The organism is Rhodobacter sp. 24-YEA-8 (assembly GCF_900105075.1).
Taxonomy (GTDB): Bacteria; Pseudomonadota; Alphaproteobacteria; order Rhodobacterales; family Rhodobacteraceae; genus Pseudogemmobacter.
The window spans coordinates 97,760-115,642 of record NZ_FNSK01000001.1; the positions used below are offsets into that span (position 1 = coordinate 97,760).

A 17,883-nucleotide genomic window follows, 5' to 3' on the forward strand; every position below is an offset into this window, starting at 1 on the left:
CGGGAATCGCTGTTTTAGCAGGGCCGGAGCATCTCTATCTGAGAGGGGAAACATTTTCGTGAGAAGGGAGAGCGATCTCATGACGACCCCGATCCATCCCGCGACCCGCGTGGGCCATGTGCATCTCAAGGTCTCGGATCTTGACCGTGCAATTGGCTTTTACTCCGGTGTTCTGGGCTTCGAAGTCACCCAACGTTACGGCACCCAGGCGGCATTCTTGTCGGCAGGCGGCTATCACCACCATATCGGGCTGAACACCTGGGAATCGCTTGGCGGCACGCGCCCGGGCCCGGGGACGGTGGGTCTCTACCATTCGGCCTTTCTCTATCCGGATCGCAAGGCGCTGGCCAATGCGCTCAAACGCCTGAGCGAGGCGGGCTATCCGCTGACCGGCGCTTCGGATCATGGGGTGAGCGAGGCGCTTTACCTGGATGACCCGGATGGCAATGGCGTGGAGCTTTACTGGGACCGCCCCGAGGCCGACTGGCCGCATGACGAGAAGGGCGGGCTGATGATGACCACCCGCCGCCTCGATACCGCGAAACTTCTGGCGGAGGCTGACTGAACCCTAGCGCCGGATCAGCCGGGTCGCGGCTGAAGCGGCCCAGCCGGCAAAGGCGGCAATCGCCAGCGACAGCAGGCCGTAAAACAATGGCTGCTCGCGCGAGAGGTTGAAGACCATACGTTCCAGCCCCTCTTTGCGCACCCGGATCCAGCGTTCGTGGTTGGCGATGACCTTGCCATCGCGCAAGAGGAACATCCGCACCCGGTAGACGCCTTCGGTCAGGTTCGAGGGCAATGTGAGATCGGCGCGAAACAGCGTCTGTTCTGACAGCTGGACACGGTTTTCCAGCATCCGGTAGCGCCCCTCATTGGTGCGCACCCGGATCATCGAGCGGATGAATTCGCCCTCGGCCAGAAGGATCGGGAAAAGCGGCATCGTATCCGGGTCGCCGCCCCGGGCGACCCAGGCCTCGGTCGCGGCATCGGCGGCTTCAAGATGCACCAGCTGGTCGATGGAGATCGCATGTTTGCGGTTCTCCTCGGCGCTCAGGATCTCGTCGAGCTTGCCGGTGGTGGCCACGGCGTAGAAGCTGGGCGCGCTGGAAATATTGACAGAGTCGCGGTTGATCCAGATGCCTGCGGTGCGTTCCTTGCGCCTGACGGTGACCGGGCCCGAGGGGCCCTCGGCGGTCACGATCACATCGAGCCGCCCCTGTGGCGCCGGCGCGTCGCGCCGGACGGCGCCATAGACGAGGATCTCGTCGCCATCGAAATTTGCGGTGATCGAGACGCGGTTCTGGCTCAGGCCCGAGACGATTGTCTCGGTCGGGGCGTCCTGTACCGCATCCGGCGCGGCGTCCTGCGCCAGAGCAGGGCCTGTGAGGATCAGCGCGGCGATCAGGGTAAGCCGCCTCATGGCAGCACCCCGGGCATCACCGAATACAGCTCGACCGGGCGGAGCAGCAGATCAACCGCAATCCTGAGCGCGACCGCAACGACGAGCAGCGACAAAAGGACCCGCAGCTGTTCGGCCTTGAGATAGACCCCGACACGGCTGCCGATCTGCGCCCCGATCACGCCGCCAAGGATCAGCACCAGCGCCAGCATCATATCGACGGTCTGCGAGGTGACCGAATGCATGATGGTGGTAAAGGCCGAGACGAAGATGATCTGGAAAAGCGAAGTGCCGATCACGACCTTGGTGGGCATCCCCAGCAGGTAAATCATCGCCGGCACCAGGATGAAGCCACCGCCCACCCCCATGATCGCGGCCAGAAAGCCGGTGAAAGCGCCGATTGCCATTGGCGGGATCACCGAAATATAAAGGCCCGAGGCGCGGAATTTCATCTTGAACGGCAGGCCATGCGCCCAGGAATGGGTATGGGCGCGGCGGATCTGCACTTTGCCGCCACGGGTGCGCAATAGGGCGCGCAGGCTTTCCTGCAACATCGTCGCCCCGATGAAGCCAAGGAAAACGACATAAGAGATCTGCACGAACAGATCGACCTGGCCCAGTGACTGCATCAGCGCAAAGACCCAGATCCCGATGGCCGAGCCGATGAAACCGCCCGCCAGCAGCACGGTTCCCATGCGGAAATCGACCGCTTTGCGCTTCATCTGCGCCAGCACACCCGAGACCGAAGAGGCCACGACCTGGTTCGCGCCGGTCGCCACCGCCACCGCAGGCGGCACGCCGATGAAGAACAACAGGGGGGTGATCAGAAAGCCGCCGCCAACCCCGAACATTCCCGAAAGAAAGCCCACGATGCCGCCGATCCCGAAGAGCAGGAAAATATTGACCGAGACCTCGGCGATGGGGAGGTAGAGCTGCATTGCAAAAGAGGCCAGGCCGGATCAGCAGGGGAAGTCCTGGCGCAGGTTTGCCCGCCTGCGCCAGGAAGTCAAACCGGCTTTCGCCTCACGCGGGATCACAAAGGTAACGGCGCGGGATCCGTTCCAGTTTTGCCGCACCTGTCGGGGCCATGGCCTTGATGTGATCGGAAAGGAGCATCTGATCCCCGGGCGGGATTTCGGGTCGCAGGCTGCCGGCGGCATTCGTCACGATCAGATCGGTTGCGACAGGATCGCGCAGGGTATTCAGGTCAGCGCGCATCGCGGCTGCGTTGCCGTTCTCTTCTCAATGCTCGCGCGCAAAGACCGCGACGCGGATACCCTCCGGCGTGCCAATATGGCGATGCGGCTTATGGCCCGAGACGGAGACATGCTGGAAGCCGGGCAGGTCGGCATAGGGGATTGCGGGGCCATCAACCGCATGGGCGAGATGGCCGAGGCCCGAGCCGAAGATCTGGCCGAAGTGGATCGGGACGTCGCCTGAACAGGCGCGGATGAAGTCGGTGGCAGTGGTCATGGCGGGTGTTCCGTGATGGCCGGGCAAGCCGGGGGCGCTTCGCCCCCCGGACCCCCGGAGGATATTTAAGGACAGATGAAAGAGGCTCAGCGTTCTTGCACATAGGGCTCGCCGCCGGCGCGGGCGGAGTGGCTTTGCAGATAAAGCCCGCGCGAGGGCGGTCAGGATGTAGGGCAGGGCATCTAGGATCGGACCGGGGACGCAGGTCAGGATGAGTGCCGTTACGATATCGGGGCGCAGCGCAGGGCCTGGAAAAAGCCGAAGAGAAGGCAGGCCCAGCGGGCGGCGACCGGGCGCCATTTCGCGAAGATCAGTGCGGCCAGCGCGATAGAGCCGCGCCCGACGGTCATGTCGCGCCCGAACCCGGCCCGAGGCGCGGCGGACATGTAAGTGCCGGCAAGGCCGCAAGGGATGCCGGTGACCATCAGCGCCGAATAACGCAGCAGTATGACCGAGACGCCCGCGGTATCGATGGCCGCCGGGTTTTCGCCCTACGCGCGCAGGCGGAGCCCGTAAAGGGTGCGATACATGAGCCATCAGGTCAACGGCGAGATGGCGAAGGCGAGATAGACGAGATCGGCATGGCCCGGGATGACTTCGGCATAGAAGGGGCCGATGCCGGGGAGGTCGCGCAGTGTATCGCTGAAGGGCAGGGTCACGGGGCTGAACCGCGCGTCTCCGGCCAGTTGCGGTATGCGCCCGCCCTGGCCGAAGACACCTCGCGCGCGGGAAAAGACGGTCAAGCCCGGGGATCCGGTTGAACCCTGTCAGGGCGGTTTCAGCCGGGAAACGCGCGCTGGACGGCTATTGTGCGCCAATGGCCCCCAAGCACATCGGCCAGCATGAACGTGAGTAAGCTGGCCGCGATACAGTTGAACACGATCGTGGTGATCACGATAGGACTGCCGCGTTTCGCCTGGAGCCAGGCGGAGATCGCGATCCAGGCGGCGCCAAATGCCGCCACAGCGGGCGAGGCGCCGAGCAGCGCCGGCGTCCAGCGCGGCCAGGGGATAGAGAGAGCCCGGCATGAAAACACGGTCGCAGCAAGGCCGGTGAAGATGGATCTCGTGGTGTAAAACAGCGTATGGCCTCAGCCGGAGGCGGTCATCAGCGCGCCTCTGCCGCTTGTTCCGGCTGGGTCTGCTCTGGGGTGCGGGCGGGGGCAATGCCAGCCACCAGTCAGCCGATTTCGCTCTCGGATGTGGCTGCAGGGTCGCCTTGCCCTGAACGCGCAGGGATATGATCTGTTTGTGGATGAATTCGATGGCGTCGATAACGACGCCGCGCGTGGTCATGCCGATCAGGAGGATAGCGGGATCCTGTTCGAACTCGCGGGCGATGGAGAGCTTTTGTTGCTTCCCGCCGGAAAAGCTTGTGGTGGCAAGGGTATGGATCGGCGGGCGGATATCCCGGCTCCGCATCTTGCGGGCCGTATTATCCCGGATCGCCTGACTGTCGGTGAGAATGCCGCGCGCCCAGGCCGATCTCGCAGGCGCGCCGGCTTTTGCCATCTGCGACGCGACCGGTGAGGGGCAGGTCCCGGCCCCTCAGGGTGAGGTGGCCGGAGACCTTTTCGCCGGGGCGGGTCATGTCGCCAAGAATTGACAGGAGTTCCGATCGCCCGTTGCCAGCCAAGCCTTTGATGCCGGGGATCTCGCCGGCGTCTTGCCGGTTTCCAGCAGCTCTTTGTGCCCGACCATCAGCTCGGCGAACCGGGCGGGGTGGTCCGCGGGGTGCGGAGCGTGGCGACAAGGCGGCCGCGCCGCATGACTGTGTAAGTGACGTCTATGATATGGCGCAGCTTACGGGTGATCAGGAGGAGGGGTCTGCCCTGATCGCGCACCCATTTGAGAATGCGGAAAGGAAGGTCGGCCTTTGCCAGGGGGAGGACGCCGGTCGGTTCATCGGGGAGCGGGATCTGGGCGCTGCGTCAGAGGGCTTTGAGGATCTCGACCCACTGCTGATGGCCGAGCGAGAAGCCTTCGATCAGCGCGTTGGCATGGACCTCAGGCCCGTATTCGCACGCGAGTGCAGCGAGGCTGTCGCGGGCAGGACGGAGCGAGCGGCGAAGCAGCGGGCCGTTTTTGGCGCCGGGGGCGGCATTTCCCAGGGTGGTGACGTTCTGCACCAGCTTGAAATGCTGGAAGACCATGTCGATGCCGGCGCGGATCGCGCTCATGCTGTCGGGGAGGGCGGTCGGTCGGCCATGGATCAGGATTTCGCCCTGATCGGGGCGATAAAAACCGTAAAGGATCGACAACAGCGTCGATTTTCCGGCGCCGGCTTTCGCCGATGATGCCGTGGATCATGCCTTTCGGGACGGAAAAACTGATCACGTCATTAGCGCGGACCAGGCCGAAGCTTTTCAAGATACAACGCAGGCCGATGGCCGGAGGATATGTGGCGGAGGCCGGGGGGGTAAGACCCCCGGGCCCCCCCATGTGGCGCCCGATTGCGTCGCCCGGCATCCGCCCTGGCCTGTTCAGAGTGGCGCGGCGGGGCAGGTATTGTCCGAACGGTAGTCATGGACTTTCAGATCGCCCGCGATGATTGTCGCCGCTGCGGCCTGAAAAGTGCCGGGCCCGGTCTGGCCGGCGGCGGCGAAGATAACATCGGCGCCCTGAGCTTTCGGGCCCTTGACCGGGTCGTTCCAGGCATCCGGAGGATCGCCGGTCTTAGGGGAGACGATTTTGATATCCGGGTTCACCGTCTTCGCCCCTTGAGTAAAGCCATAGCCGAAGGCCCGGATCAGCGCGACATACATGCCGCCGACAAAGCCCACCGTTCCGGTTTTCGAGGCCTGCGCCGCGAGCATTCCGGTCAGATCCGAACCCGCTTCCTCGCGGAAATTGATCGGGAGCACATTCGGGTTCAGCGCCGGATCGGCGCAGCCGTCAATGGTGACGATTCTCGTATCGGGGAAATCGCGGGCGATCTGATCTGGCATGCGCGCCCCCACCTGATTGGTGCCATTCTCGGCTATGCGGCGCAGCGAGTGTTCGCGCCGGGCCTCTTCGCGCATCTCCAGGTTCTGGCAGGTGCGACCGGTTTCGGCTTTCAGGCGCCCGGCGCCATTACAGGCGTCCTCGGTGAAGCTTTTGTCGAATTTGCCGCCGAGATCGAAGATCAGCGCGTGGTCTGCCAGGGAGGTGCTGGCGGCGATTCCGGTAACAGGCGCGGTCACTGCCGTTTCATGGGGCAAGGCGGGTTGCCGGGATCATGATTTTCTCCGGATTTTCTTTGGGCTTAAACAGCGCTTTTTGCGAAGAGCTTTCTTCGGTGCGACCGGAGCGCCGCCTGATTTTCGTCATCCCGGTACTGGGACCTGGCCCGGGCGCTTTCCCGGCCGTTACCTGGCCCTCGCCTGGTGGCAGGCGTCAGCCCCGCGTGCGAGAACCAGCGCATCGACGTGGTTTCCCCTGGGGCCGTGGTAATAGTTCCGGCGGCGGCCGGCCTCGTGGAAGCCGACGCGGGTGTAAAGGGCGATGGCCGGGGCATTATCGGCTGCGACCTCGAGAAACTGGGAGCTTGCGTTGCGGGCGCCGGCCTCGGCCAGAAAACGCGCGACGAGGCATTCGCCAAGACCCTGACGGCGGTGCCGGGGATGGACGGCCAATGTCAGAAGCTCGGCCTCGCCCGCAATGGCAGAGCCAATCAGGAAGCCCGCGGGCTCCTGTTCCCGCGCTTCGGTCAGAAGGAAGACATGTGGCCGGGAGAGAAGCCCCGCGATCTCCGCCGCGCTCCAGGGGCGTGGCATGGTGAAAGAGGCGGCATGGATCCGCGCGAGGCATTCGGCCAGGGCGGCTGGCATATCCGGGGCGCCGGCCTCAGACATCCGCATCAAGGGGGGCGCGATCCGTGGTCTCCGGGCGGTCGGCATCAAGTATCACCGGCGGCGGGTCAGAGGGTGGCGCTGCATCGGGGGGGCGGACATAAAGCGGTGCCGGGCGCGCGTTCTGTGCCAGGCCACAGGCAAATTTCCACACGGCAACCTGTGCCAGCCTGCCGGGAATATTCTCCAGCTCGCAGGTGAGGGCGCGGCCCGCGAAAGGCGCTGCGATTTCATCGGCGCGGTGGCCGGTGACCTGCATCCGCCCCGGCATCGCAAGGTCGGCGGGCGGGCAGGCGGGGTCGACCAGCCGGGGTGCGGCCTGGGCTGCGCCATAGCGGAAAGGCTGGACATAGGCCTCGCCGCGCGGGGCGGGGAGGCTCACAAGTTCGGCCGGATGCGAATGGGGATGGGCGGGGTCGCGCATCATCTCGAAACTGGTGACACCGGTCTGCGGCAGGTCAAGCCCAAGCGCCAGCCCGCGCGCGGCGGCGACCGCAATGCGTATTCCGGTGAAATTTCCCGGGCCAACCCCCACCGCCAGCGCGGCCAGATGCGCCCAGGGCAGGCCGGCCTCGGCGAGAAGCTCTTCGAGCATCGGCATCAGCCGCTCGGCCTGGCCCTTTTGCATCGGTTCAAAGCGGGTGAAGAGCCCCTGCGGTGTAACCAGAGCGGCCGCGCAATGCGCGGCCGATGTGTCGAAAGCCAACAGAGGAAAACGCGCCTCAGCCATCTGGGAAATGCCGGACGCGGATCAGGCCGCGACCGGGCGGACCTCGGTGACTTCCGGGATGTAATGGCGCAGCAGGTTCTCGATCCCCATTTTGAGGGTGAGGGTCGAAGAGGGGCAGCCGGCGCAGGCGCCCTGCATATGCAGGTAGACCACGCCCCGGTCAAAGCCGTGGAAGGTGATGTCGCCGCCATCCTGGGCCACTGCCGGGCGCACGCGCGTGTCCAGCAATTCCTTGATCTGGCTTACGATGCCCTCATCCGCGCTGTCGAAATTGGCAGCATGGCCGTCGCCAGGACCTTCGCCGTCGATCACGGCCTGGCCGGACTGGAAATGCTCCATGATCGCGCCAAGGATCTGCGGCTTGATATGGGGCCATTCGATCTGATCGGCCTTGGTGACGGTCACGAAATCAGACCCGAGGAATACCCCGGTCACGCCGCCCGCCGCAAAAATACGCCGCGCCAGCGGCGATTTGGCCGCCGCTTCGGCATTGGGGAAATCCGCGGTCCCAAGTTCAAGCACGGTCAGGCCGGGCAGGAATTTCAGCGTCGCCGGATTCGGAGTGGATTCGGTCTGGATGAACATGGTGCTTCTCCGACTGTATCAGCCGGATATGGGGCCGGCGGGACCACAAGTCAACTGCGCGCCCGCGTGTAAAAATCCTGCAGAGCGCGGAATGCGGCGCTGAGGGCGTGCCCGGTGCCGGACCGCCCGCATGGCCGCGCATATTTCAGGCGCGGTCCGAGCCGAAATAGGCATACATCTCGTCCAGCGCATTGAGGCGCGAAAGCTGCACCGGGGCCGGTTTCTGGCTGGGCGGGGTATAATAGGTCTGGGCCGGATCCTGCGGCACGAGGACCGCTTTCAGAATATCGACGGGGCGTTGCACAGACATGTCGTGCATCCTTTGGTAATTGTCGCCTCCCGCCGGAAATATAGGCCGATGCTGCGCTGCAGAAAACCCGCCGCTTCCGCAGGGCGGGGTTGCATCTGCGTCATGTCTTCCCCTGCGTCAGCCGCCAGATCGGTTCAGGCGGGGCCGGTTCAGATAAGGCCGGTCTGGCCGAGCACCACCCAGACAAGATAAAGCGCGGTCGCAATCAGCGTCGCCCCGACCGCGAGCGAGCCCAGATCCTTGGCATCGCGGGCAAATTCAGACCAGTCCGGGGACAGATGGTCGACCAGAACCTCAAGCGCGGTGTTCAGCGCCTCGACCGCGGTCAGCACCAGAAGGAAAATCGCAAAGCCGAGCAGCCTGGCGAGGTCCACCCCCCAGAGTGCGAGGCCGGCAAGCACGATCAGCCCGATGGTCAGTTCCTGGCGAAAGGCGCTTTCGCGCAAAAGCCGGCGGAACCCGGCGGCGGAATAGGTCGCTGCCGCCAGAAGGTGCGCCACCCCCGTTTTGCGCGATGGTTTCTGGTGCGGCGGCTTTATGGCGCCGCCCTGCGGTACCTGCTGGCTGGTCATAGGCAGTCGCCTTTCAATGTGACTTAGAGCCCCGGGGATTTCGTCGGATGCTGGCTTTTATGACCGGGATTGTCCACCCGCCGCGACGGCTATGGTGGCCCAGATGCAAATGAGTTTCATTGTAACATAATGATTTTACTTTACTTTTTATCGTGACGCACCTATCTGGCCCGCATCGGGGAGTAGCGACTGCCAGGTGATGGCAGGGGCGTATCAACACTCTCGCCCCTGGGGATGCCCGGGCGTGGTGCGTCCGGCCCGGGTCAACCGGGTCATGCAAGACCGTGCTCCGGGCTTCGGGCCCGTTCACAATCCCGGCGTCACGCTGCCGGATCCAAAGGACAGGAGACCCGCATGTCCCCCTTCACCATCGGCATTCTTGCCGTTTCAATGTCTGTTGATGCTTTTATCGCCTCGCTCGGGCGCGGCGCGGGGGAACAGCGGCCGGGGCTGATGCGCGCCGTGAAGACGGGTGCGATTTTCGGCGTGGTCGAGATGGTCACCCCGCTGATCGGCTGGGGGCTTGGCATGGCGGCGAGCACCTGGGTTCAGGCAGTGGATCACTGGATCGCCTTCGCGCTTCTGGGGGCGGTGGGCGCGCATATGCTGTTCCAGGCGCTGTCGCGCGCGAGAGATGAGGCGGCGCCCGCGCCTGGGCTGCGCGCGACCGTGCTGACGGCCATCGGTACTTCGATTGACGCGATGGCCGTGGGCGTGTCGCTGGCGCTGCTGGAGGCGAATATCTTTGTCATCGCCGCAGCCATCGGCTTCACCACGATGGTGATGAGCGCCTCGGGCGTCCTCGCCGGTCGCTGGCTCGGCCGCAGCTTTGGCCGGGTGATGGAGACATTTGGCGGCCTTGCTCTGATCGCGATGGGCGGGCTGATCCTTTTTGAACATCTGACGGGTTGAGTGCTGCCCGCGCCGGCACCGCGATTGAACTGATGTCTGTCAAAATGAAAACGGGCCCCGGGGGCCCGTTTTGCGCCTGGTCGCTGAGCCTTGCGGCTCAGCGGTAACACCGCACCGGCACCACGGCGGCAGCAAAGGCCTCGGGCAGCTCTGCCGACAGATCGCCGCGCACGCCTTCGCCCTGCGGCCGCGAGATGCGTTCCCTGGCAAGGAAGGTCAGGAGCGGCCCGGACGGCACCGCGAAATTCATATTCTGCGGCAGGGTACCGGTTTCCTCGAGCATGGCGATGTCATCGACGCGGCTTACCACCACCCCGATCACCGCGCCCTTTTTGTTCAGAAGCGGGCCGCCGGAATTGCCGGGCTGTACCGGCGCCGAGATCATCACCCGGTTCGACGAGCCATCCGCTCCGCGCAGGGCCGAGACATTGCCCGAGGTCACCGTCAGCCCCTGGTCGAGGCTGGTGGAATAGGGGTAGCCGAGCGTCGTGACCGTCTCGCCCAGTTTCGGAACCTCCAGCGCCGAGAGCTTCAGCCAGGCCCCGGTATCGACCGCGCCGCCCAGCACTGCCACATCCAGCGTGGTATCGGCGGCCAGCACTTCAAGCGCGGTGCCGTCGGCCATGCCGATGGCGGAACAGCCCTCGATCACATGGGCGGCGGTGACCAGCGTGGTCGGCGCGATATAGAAGCCGGTGCCCGAGCTTTTCAGCGTGCCATCGATCTTGGGGCGCGGGGTCTCGGCCACGGCTGCGACCTTTGGGCCACCGGCAGGCGTGGCGGGCTGTCCTTCGGGTGCACGGATCGGCGCCGGGCCGCCGGGTGCGGTGCCCAGTTCCGCCGGGCCGGAGGCAATGGCCGTGCCGGGATCGGGCGCATCGGGCAGAGCCGGGGCCGGGGTACCCAGCCCGCCAGGGGCTGGCCCTGCATCGGCGGTTGCGGTTCCGGGCGCCGGGGTACCAAGGATCCCGCTGGCCGGCGCATCGCTTGCGGGCGGCAGATCTTCGACCAGATCGCCCGGAATGTCTTTCGGCGGGGTCGGGTGCGAGGCTTCGGGCGGCATCGCGGGGATTGAGTCCGGCATGGTTGGCGAGGTCACGGCAGATTTGCCCGGGCGCTCCACCTGATCTTCAGCGCGCGGTGCGGCGGCTGCGGCTGCGGTGGGCGGCGCAGCCGCTGCGGTGCCGTTAATCACCTGGTCGATCACGCCGCCCGGGGTCCAGATCAGGGACGCCGCGCTGGCATTGCCGGTCACTGTGCTCCCGGCCAGCAGATTGACACGGAAATATCCATCTTCCGTGGTCACGAAATTCATCGTGCTCCACAGCCCGTCATGCAGGTCAGAGCGGATATAGGCGGTCATCTTATTGTCGAGATCGACCCAGCTGATCATCGTCTGGTCATTGGAGAACTGATAGGGCTTGGTGTCCGCCCGCGCCTTGCCGAGAAACCAGTCATGATCGGATTTCGCATCGGCCAGTTTACCTTCGCGGATGATCAGCGAGATGCTTTTGTCCTTTGAGAGATATTCCATCTCTTTGGCATCTTTGACCTCTTCGATCAGCCCGAACGGGAAGAGGTAAGAGGTATTGGCGATGCGCGAATAGTTCAGCTGCCAGTCATTCCTGACGCGTTCATCTTCCAGAAACATCACGAGATCTTTGATATCGCTGAACCGGGGCACCGTCTCGCGCCCCGCAGTGCGGGTCGCGTATTTCACAAAGGCCTCCTGGGACTGAGGGGTCCAGATCCCGTCAATCACGCCGAAGAAATCACCGGTCCAGGCCAGCGAGGCCTGGAGGGTCGCGGTGTCTTCGCGGCTCAGGGTCGCGGCATCGAAGGGCTGTTCCAGCCAGGACTGCGCGCGCGCCATCCCCGGCAGGTGAACAAACATCAGAACCGGCAGAAGGGCCGCGACCAGCAGAAACCGGAGGGAGATCGGGGCCCGGAGGGAAATCAAGGGCAAGCGCATCGCAAAGCACTCCGGCAACGGCTGAGGGGAGGTATTTTACGCCATGCTGCCCTGAAACCGGCGCGAAGCAAAGGCGTTTCGGCACCTTTCGCGGTCATGATCTCCTGATGTGATCACGCAGGGAGCAGCCTTTCCGGGGGCAGTTCTGTGCCTCAGGCCTGCAGGGTGCGCGAATCGCTCAGGTGATTTTTTCAAGCGTTTCTTTCGACATATCGCCGGGCACGATGGTGATCGGGGTCGGCAGGCTGCCCGAATTGCGGCTCATCGCGGTGACCAGCGGGCCCGGGCCGGATTTGTCGGTTCCTGCGCCCAGCACCAGGACGCCGGTTTCCGGATCTTCGCGCATCTGGGCAAGGATCTCGGTCACGGCATCGCCTTCGCGGATCACCAGTTCAGGGGTCACGCCCTGTTTGTCGCGCATCCATTTGGCAAAGACCTCGAAATGCGCCTCGATCCGCTCGCGCGCTTCGGCCCGCATCAGATCGGCAACGCCCATCCAATGCTGGAACTCCTCGGGCGGGATGATCGAAAGGATCGTCACACCGCCACCGGTATGGGCGGCCCGGAGCGCCGCGTATCGCATGGCATTGAGGCATTCGCGGCTGTCATCCAGCACAACCAGGAATTTCCGCATCCGATATTCTCCTGCTTGGATGGAGCAATTCTGGAACGGCAGCGGGGGAAATGGCAAGCGTCTCTGTCGTGATTGTCGGGTAAAGCCGGGATAAGGCCAGAGGGCGCCTCAGCCCTCGCGCATCAGGAAATGCCCGGTGCCCTGGGCAAAAAGCCGCTGGGCGTCCTCCTGCCAGGCTTCGACATGGACCGAGGCATAGCGGCGCCCTGAACGGTTGATGCGGGCGCGGGCAAAGGCATCGCGCGGCTGGCCCGGGCGCAGGTAATCCACCGTGATATCAATGGTTTTAGGCAAAGCGGGCAGGGTGTCGGCGGTAAGGGAAGCCGGCTGGATCCGGCCCTGGTGCAGCGCATTCCAGACAAGGCCGGTGATCGCGGTCACCTCAAGAAAGGCCGCCGTGACCCCGCCATGCAGCGCCGGGATCAGCGGATTGCCGATCAGATCATCGCGGTAGGGCAGGACGGCGGTCAGTTCTGCCCCGGCAGTGTCGAAACGGATGCCAAGAAAGCCCAGATAGGGGATCCGGGCCACGATTGTCTCAAGGAGAGGCGCATATTCACTGGTCATCGCGGATCATCCGGCAGGGTGCGGGCCACGTCGTCGCCCCGTTCGAAGGTAAAGGCGCCTGTGGCCATGGCGACCGGGCGCGTGCTGTCATCATCCCAGGCGGTGACGCGCACGAAGGCGACCGAACGGGTGACATGGTGGCATTCGGCGCGGGCGCGGATCGCCTGGCCCGGTGTTGCGGGGCGCATATAGTCGATCCGCAGATCCAGCGTCGCGGTCGAGCGCGGCCCGGCCGGATGCGCCATTACCGCCGCACCCGATGCTGTATCCATCAGCGCCGAAACCGCGCCGCCATGGATGACCCCGGTGGCCGGATCGCCGATCAGCCCTGCGTCCCAGGGCATCGAAATCACCGCTATTCCGCCGCCGATCTCTTCCATCCGGAGCCTCAGCGCCCTTGCATGAGGCAGCGCCTCGATAAATCGGCGCGCGATGGCGAGTGTGTCGGAAGCTGTGTGGGGGCCGGTCTCTTGCATGGCTCGTATCAAACCGCTCTGGCTGGGTGTTGCAAGAGCCGGGCGGCGCGTTCAGCCCCGGGATGACGCAGCGTCAGTGATTCTCATGGTGCCGTCGTGCCCCTGGCCGCGGAAGGCTTGCCAATTCGGCCCGGCGCACCCTACGATCTGCCGGGCGGAGGGCCTTATGCCGGATCAGATTCGGATCAGTTTCAAGGAGATGTGCGCGAAATTCGACGTCACGCCGCGCACGCTCCGCTATTACGAATATATCGAATTGCTGGCCCCGGAACGCGAGGGCCGCGCGCGGTTTTACACAGCGCGCGAGGTGGCGCGGATGAAGCTGATCCTGCGTGGGCGGCGGTTCGGCTTTTCGCTGGAAGAGATCCGGCAATGGCTGCTGATCTATGGTCACAAGGGCGAGCGGTCGCAGCTGGAGGCCTGGCTCGGCATGGCGGATCGTCAGCTGCTGGAACTGACGCGGCAGCGCGAGGCGCTGGACCGGACCATTTCAGATCTGCACGCCCTGCGCGAAACGGCGGTTGCGGAAATGGCGCGGGATGAAGGCGCAGACGCGGAAGACTGAGAGGGGCAGGGGGCGGGCGATATGGTCCCCCGGCCCATCACCCCCGGCCCCCCTCCGCAAGGCCGAGGGCCTTGCGCAACCAGTCGCGCGCGGGGTCTGCGGGCAGCCCGCCCAGAAAGCCGTGATCGAGCCCGTCGGCCAGCACCAGCCTGCCCTGTAATGCGCGTGCCAGGGCTTCGCCGTCGCGCAAAACCGGGTCGATGCCTGCGCCCAGGATGGTCAGGCCCGGAGGGAGGGGGAAGCCCGGTGCCAGCGGGTCATGGCGTGGATCCCCGGCAATCAGCGCCTGCGGATCCAGGTGGCGGTGATAGGAGGCCAGCGATTTCGGCCCCAGCCCATCGGACTCATGTGCTGCGTTTTCCGGAGCAGGCGGCATGCCCGGCCCGGCCCCCGGATAAAACAGCGTGACATCGGCAATGCGGGCGCGTTCCGCCGCTGTCAGCCCGGCAAAGGCCCAGAGCGCCACCAGGCCGCCCGCGCTGTCGCCCATCAGCCGCAGCTGTCGCGCGCCTGTCAGCTGCCGCCGCAGGCTTGCAACCGCATCCTGGGCCTGGGCGGGAAACGGATGTTCGGGCGCGAGGCGCCATGCGACCGAGATCACCTGCGCGCCGGTCTCCTGTGCGATCCAGGCGGTCACGATGCGATGGGTCCAGGGCGAGCCGGTTATAAAGCCACCACCATGAAAATAGACAATCGGCGCGGCCTCTTCCCCGGCGCCGGATGCCGGGGGCGTGAAGACCAGCCCGCCCGGGCAGCCCCCCTCCGGCGCGAGGTCATGCAGTGTCACAGCATCGGGCAGGACCGGCGCCAGCACATCTGGCCGCGTATCCCGCCAGGCCCGCAGCGCCGCAACCGGACCGTTGATCCAGTCAGGATCGGAATGTGTCGCCATGATCTGCCTTTCCTGGCCCCTGGCACGGCTGTGCCGAAGGCGTTACCGGGAACCTAGCACGCCCGCGCGTTTTCGACAGTCTGACTTTGCTGCAGGGCAGGGCATGTAAAACCGTGCAGTCACAGGGGCAGCGCGGTGGTGCGATGGAACGCCATAAGATTGCTGAGACCCGGCCCGCCGAAGTCTGGCCTGCCAGCGCGTCCCTGACGCAGGAGAACCTGCGCCCCGGTCTGAGCCGGGGGGCAGAGGTGGGGGGAAGACCCTCGACCGGAGCCGGACCAGGGCGCGACAGGCGGTCGTGCCCCCGCTGCAGGTCTGTTTTTTTCCGATTGAAAGACACGGGGAAAAGGATCAGGCAAGGAGGGCTCAGGGAAGTTTCTCATGTTACGCCTCCGGTTCGCGCCTGCCCTTATTCTCCTCCTGATGACCGCCGTCCCGCCCGCCCGCGCGCAGGAGGCGGCTGCGCCGGATCCGGGCGACCATCTGCAGGACGAAAGAAATCTGGACGACCGGCATCTGCCGGTGATTGCCCGCACCAAAGCCGAAACCGCCCGGATCGCCCGGGTCATCGCGCCCACCACCGATTTCACCAGACCCGAAGGGTTCGAACTGATGCAGGGCGGCGCCGCGACCGTGCGCGTCAGGCCCAATGCGGATGCGTTTTCCATCCTCTCGGGTAATATGCCCTTTGAGCGCGAGATGGATTTCAAGCTCGGCAATGCGCTGTTTCGCAAGACCTGGGTCTCGGCGCCGTCTTCGACAAAGGCGTCGGACGGGCTGGGGCCGCTTTACAATGCACGGGGGTGTCAGGATTGCCATCTGAAAGACGGGCGTGGCCATCCGCCCGCCACGGATGAAGAGGCGCGGGTTTCGATGTTTCTGCGCCTGTCTGTCCCCGGGGGCGAGGCGCCGATGGGGATTGCCGAATGGATCGCGACGCTGCCTGACCCGGTCTATGGCGGGCAGCTGCAGGATTTCGCGGTGCCCGGTCTGCCGGCCGAGGGCCGGATGGATATTGCCTGGGCCGAGACCCCGGTGACGCTGGCCGATGGCATGGTCGTGTCGCTGCGAAAGCCCGCTTACACCATCTCGAACCCTGGCTTTGGCGCTTTTCACAAGGATCTGATGATCTCGCCCCGTGTCGCGCCGCAGATGATCGGCCTTGGGCTGTTGGAGGCGATTCCGGCCGCCGATATCATTGCGCTGGCCGATCCTGACGATGCTGATGGCGACGGGATCTCGGGGCGTATCTCGATCGTGCCCTCGCAGGAATTCAATGTGCCGATGCTGGGGCGCTTTGGCCTCAAGGCTGGCACGCCGACCATCCGCCAGCAATCCGCCGATGCGTTTTCCGGTGATATGGGGCTGTCGACGCCGCTGGTCCCCGAGCCTTGGGGGGATTGCACACCGGCGCAGGCCGCCTGCCGCGAGGCGCCGCATGGCCAGGAGCCGGGCGTGCGGGACGGGCTGGAGGTCGATGCGCAAAGCCTTGATCTTGTGACCTTCTATTCGCGCAACCTCGCCGTCCCCGAGCGCCGGAATGTCGATAACCCCCAGGTCCTGCGTGGCAAAGAGGTGTTTTACGGGCTGAACTGCATCGGCTGCCACAACCCGAAATTCGTGACCAGCCGCCTGAAGGATCAGCCCGAGCAAAGCTTTCAGCTGATCTGGCCCTATACCGATCTTTTACTGCATGACATGGGCGAGGGGCTGGCCGATGACCGCCCCGAGGGCCGCGCCACCGGGCGTGAATGGCGCACGCCGCCGCTCTGGGGGATCGGGCTGACCGAACAGGTTTCCGGCCATACGAATTTCCTCCATGATGGCCGGGCGCGCTCGCTGCTCGAAGCCGTGCTCTGGCATGGCGGCGAGGCCGAGGCGCAGCGTGATGCCGTGATTGCGCTGCCGACCGAAGACCGTGAAGCCCTGATCGCCTTTCTGGAGAGCCTGTGATGTCGCGTTTTCGCCCTTTCGGTTTTGCTCTGGCCCTGATCTGTGGCGCCGGCCCCGCTCTGGCCGATCTGAGCCAGGCGGTCGATACCGTCATGCTGCCGGGTTTTGCCACTTTCGCCAAAGCGACCACCGCGCTTGAGGAACAGACCGAGAGCCATTTCGCCGAGAGCGGGGGCCAATGTGACCCGACCACCTTGCGACCTGCGTTCAACAAGGCGTTTGACGCGTGGATGGCGGTGTCCTGGCTGCATTTCGGCCCTTCGGAAGAAGGCGGAACGGCGCTGGCGATCCGGTTCTGGCCTGATCCGAAGGGCCTCGGCGCCAAGGCGCAACGCGGGCTTTTGCTGGGTGACCCGGCGAGTCTCGAGCCAGAGCTTTTCGCGAAACAATCGGTGGCGGCACGCGGGCTTACGGGGCTGGAGCGCCTGTTATACCCGGGCGAGCCGCCCGCGGCCGACCCCTGTCCGCTGCTCCGGGCCACGGTGAAAGACCTCGCGCGGCTGGCTTCGGTTCTGGATGCAGGCTGGACCGGGGATCAGGGCTTTGCGCAGCTGCTGCTGCGCGCGGGCAGTGATGGCAATACCCGGTTTCTCACCCGGAACGAGGCGCTTCAGGCCGTCTTTACCCAGCTGATGGGGGGGCTTGAATTCATTGCGGATCAACGGCTTGGCCGTCCGCTTGGCGAAGAAGACAAGCCGCGCCCGGAACGCGCCGAGGCCCGCGCCTCGGGACGGGCAACCCGCAACATCCTTTTGGAATTGCAGGCCATCCGCCGTCTGACGGCTGCGCTTGAACCCGATGCTGCCGGCACAATCGCTGCGATGGACCGGGCGATTGTCGCGGCTGGCAAGCTGGACGAGCCGGAGCTGGCGGGGGTCTCCGATCCCGAACGGCGCGAGAAGATCCTTGAGGTGCAGCGCCTAGTGCGCTCTGCCCGCGCCATCGCACTTTCCGAGATGGCACCGGCGCTGGGCGTCGGGCTTGGCTTCAATTCGCAGGATGGAGACTGAC

At 65.1% G+C, this 17,883-nt stretch carries 22 protein-coding genes, 2 pseudogenes and 1 riboswitch; of the genes and pseudogenes, 7 read left to right on the top strand and 17 right to left on the bottom strand.

Annotated features, from left to right (window positions below):
• The first annotated feature begins 79 nt into the window (after window positions 1-79).
• Complete coding sequence (locus tag BLW25_RS00520) at window positions 80-565, top strand: VOC family protein (protein WP_092895385.1); 486 nt, start codon at window positions 80-82, stop codon at window positions 563-565.
• A gap of 3 nt (window positions 566-568) precedes the next feature.
• Here BLW25_RS00520 and BLW25_RS00525 read toward each other — a convergent pair whose 3' ends face one another.
• The 5 genes and pseudogenes from BLW25_RS00525 to BLW25_RS25450 all read right to left on the bottom strand — a co-directional run.
• Window positions 569-1,420, bottom strand: coding sequence for a TIGR02186 family protein (locus BLW25_RS00525; RefSeq protein WP_092895387.1), 852 nt, complete (start codon window positions 1,418-1,420; stop codon window positions 569-571).
• Window positions 1,417-2,337, bottom strand: coding sequence for a sulfite exporter TauE/SafE family protein (locus tag BLW25_RS00530; protein WP_092895389.1), 921 nt, complete (start codon window positions 2,335-2,337; stop codon window positions 1,417-1,419). The genes BLW25_RS00525 and BLW25_RS00530 overlap by 4 nt, the downstream gene beginning before the upstream one ends.
• 85 nt (window positions 2,338-2,422) lie before the next feature.
• Window positions 2,423-2,617, bottom strand: a complete 195-nt coding sequence (locus BLW25_RS00535) for a phosphorylase family protein (RefSeq protein WP_092895391.1) — start codon at window positions 2,615-2,617, stop codon at window positions 2,423-2,425.
• 24 nt (window positions 2,618-2,641) lie between these two features.
• Complete coding sequence (locus BLW25_RS00540; RefSeq protein WP_092895393.1) at window positions 2,642-2,872, bottom strand: nucleoside phosphorylase-I family protein; 231 nt, start codon at window positions 2,870-2,872, stop codon at window positions 2,642-2,644.
• A gap of 86 nt (window positions 2,873-2,958) precedes the next feature.
• Window positions 2,959-3,618 (bottom strand): annotated as a pseudogene (locus tag BLW25_RS25450) (ABC transporter permease); the annotation flags it as partial.
• A gap of 96 nt (window positions 3,619-3,714) precedes the next feature.
• Between BLW25_RS25450 and BLW25_RS00550 the strand changes: the two are divergent.
• Together BLW25_RS00550 and BLW25_RS25455 are read left to right on the top strand one after the other, a co-directional pair.
• Complete coding sequence (locus BLW25_RS00550) at window positions 3,715-3,948, top strand: hypothetical protein (protein WP_092895397.1); 234 nt, start codon at window positions 3,715-3,717, stop codon at window positions 3,946-3,948.
• 174 nt (window positions 3,949-4,122) lie between these two features.
• Window positions 4,123-4,401, top strand: a complete 279-nt coding sequence (locus tag BLW25_RS25455) for a hypothetical protein (RefSeq protein WP_394328416.1) — start codon at window positions 4,123-4,125, stop codon at window positions 4,399-4,401.
• A 401-nt stretch (window positions 4,402-4,802) separates the two neighbouring features.
• Here BLW25_RS25455 and BLW25_RS25460 read toward each other — a convergent pair.
• From BLW25_RS25460 to BLW25_RS00580, 7 genes and pseudogenes are all read right to left on the bottom strand, one after another.
• Window positions 4,803-5,144, bottom strand: a pseudogene (locus BLW25_RS25460) (ATP-binding cassette domain-containing protein); the annotation flags it as partial.
• A 210-nt stretch (window positions 5,145-5,354) separates the two neighbouring features.
• The gene (locus BLW25_RS00560) at window positions 5,355-6,056 is read right to left on the bottom strand and encodes a BMP family ABC transporter substrate-binding protein (RefSeq protein ID WP_253188126.1); all 702 of its coding nucleotides are present in this window, start codon (window positions 6,054-6,056) and stop codon (window positions 5,355-5,357) included.
• Window positions 6,057-6,221: 165 nt separating this feature from the next.
• Window positions 6,222-6,683, bottom strand: coding sequence for a ribosomal protein S18-alanine N-acetyltransferase (rimI, locus tag BLW25_RS00565; RefSeq protein WP_253188134.1), 462 nt, complete (start codon window positions 6,681-6,683; stop codon window positions 6,222-6,224).
• A gap of 16 nt (window positions 6,684-6,699) precedes the next feature.
• Window positions 6,700-7,434 (bottom strand): tRNA (adenosine(37)-N6)-threonylcarbamoyltransferase complex dimerization subunit type 1 TsaB, encoded by a 735-nt coding sequence (gene tsaB / locus BLW25_RS00570; protein WP_092895403.1) that lies wholly within the window; start codon window positions 7,432-7,434, stop codon window positions 6,700-6,702.
• 21 nt (window positions 7,435-7,455) lie between these two features.
• Window positions 7,456-8,019, bottom strand: coding sequence for a NifU family protein (locus BLW25_RS00575; protein WP_092895405.1), 564 nt, complete (start codon window positions 8,017-8,019; stop codon window positions 7,456-7,458).
• A 145-nt stretch (window positions 8,020-8,164) separates the two neighbouring features.
• Window positions 8,165-8,329, bottom strand: a complete 165-nt coding sequence (locus BLW25_RS24170; protein ID WP_171909437.1) for a hypothetical protein — start codon at window positions 8,327-8,329, stop codon at window positions 8,165-8,167.
• A gap of 149 nt (window positions 8,330-8,478) precedes the next feature.
• Entirely contained in the window at window positions 8,479-8,901 is a 423-nt protein-coding gene (locus tag BLW25_RS00580; RefSeq protein ID WP_092895407.1) for a diacylglycerol kinase, read from the bottom strand.
• A gap of 165 nt (window positions 8,902-9,066) precedes the next feature.
• A riboswitch (yybP-ykoY riboswitch) is annotated at window positions 9,067-9,197 on the top strand.
• Window positions 9,198-9,255: 58 nt separating this feature from the next.
• On the opposite strand from BLW25_RS00580, the gene BLW25_RS00585 reads away from it, so the two are divergent.
• On the top strand, window positions 9,256-9,813 hold the full coding sequence (locus BLW25_RS00585) for a manganese efflux pump MntP (protein WP_092895409.1): 558 nt from the start codon (window positions 9,256-9,258) through the stop codon (window positions 9,811-9,813).
• Window positions 9,814-9,910: 97 nt separating this feature from the next.
• On the opposite strand, the gene BLW25_RS00590 is transcribed toward BLW25_RS00585, so the two are convergent.
• From BLW25_RS00590 to BLW25_RS00605, 4 genes are all read right to left on the bottom strand, one after another.
• Complete coding sequence (locus tag BLW25_RS00590) at window positions 9,911-11,785, bottom strand: S1C family serine protease (RefSeq protein ID WP_092895411.1); 1,875 nt, start codon at window positions 11,783-11,785, stop codon at window positions 9,911-9,913.
• A gap of 178 nt (window positions 11,786-11,963) precedes the next feature.
• Window positions 11,964-12,419, bottom strand: a complete 456-nt coding sequence (locus BLW25_RS00595) for a universal stress protein (protein ID WP_092895413.1) — start codon at window positions 12,417-12,419, stop codon at window positions 11,964-11,966.
• A 108-nt stretch (window positions 12,420-12,527) separates the two neighbouring features.
• Entirely contained in the window at window positions 12,528-12,986 is a 459-nt protein-coding gene (locus BLW25_RS00600; RefSeq protein WP_092895415.1) for a PaaI family thioesterase, read from the bottom strand.
• Window positions 12,983-13,462, bottom strand: coding sequence for a PaaI family thioesterase (locus BLW25_RS00605; RefSeq protein ID WP_092895417.1), 480 nt, complete (start codon window positions 13,460-13,462; stop codon window positions 12,983-12,985). The genes BLW25_RS00600 and BLW25_RS00605 overlap by 4 nt, the downstream gene beginning before the upstream one ends.
• A 166-nt stretch (window positions 13,463-13,628) precedes the next feature.
• On the opposite strand from BLW25_RS00605, the gene BLW25_RS00610 reads away from it, so the two are divergent.
• Window positions 13,629-14,027, top strand: a complete 399-nt coding sequence (locus BLW25_RS00610) for a MerR family transcriptional regulator (protein WP_092895419.1) — start codon at window positions 13,629-13,631, stop codon at window positions 14,025-14,027.
• Window positions 14,028-14,064: 37 nt separating this feature from the next.
• Here the strand turns inward: BLW25_RS00610 and BLW25_RS00615 are convergent, their stop codons facing one another.
• Window positions 14,065-14,919 carry an alpha/beta hydrolase fold domain-containing protein gene (locus BLW25_RS00615; RefSeq protein WP_092895421.1) on the bottom strand — a complete coding sequence of 285 codons (855 nt, stop codon included), beginning with the start codon at window positions 14,917-14,919 and terminating at the stop codon, window positions 14,065-14,067.
• A 381-nt stretch (window positions 14,920-15,300) separates the two neighbouring features.
• Here BLW25_RS00615 and BLW25_RS00620 point away from each other — a divergent pair, with 381 nt between their 5' ends.
• Together BLW25_RS00620 and BLW25_RS00625 are read left to right on the top strand one after the other, a co-directional pair.
• On the top strand, window positions 15,301-16,872 hold the full coding sequence (locus BLW25_RS00620; RefSeq protein WP_253188136.1) for a di-heme oxidoreductase family protein: 1,572 nt from the start codon (window positions 15,301-15,303) through the stop codon (window positions 16,870-16,872).
• On the top strand, window positions 16,872-17,882 hold the full coding sequence (locus BLW25_RS00625; RefSeq protein ID WP_092895423.1) for an imelysin family protein: 1,011 nt from the start codon (window positions 16,872-16,874) through the stop codon (window positions 17,880-17,882). The genes BLW25_RS00620 and BLW25_RS00625 overlap by 1 nt, the downstream gene beginning before the upstream one ends.
• The last annotated feature ends 1 nt before the right edge of the window (window position 17,883 follow it).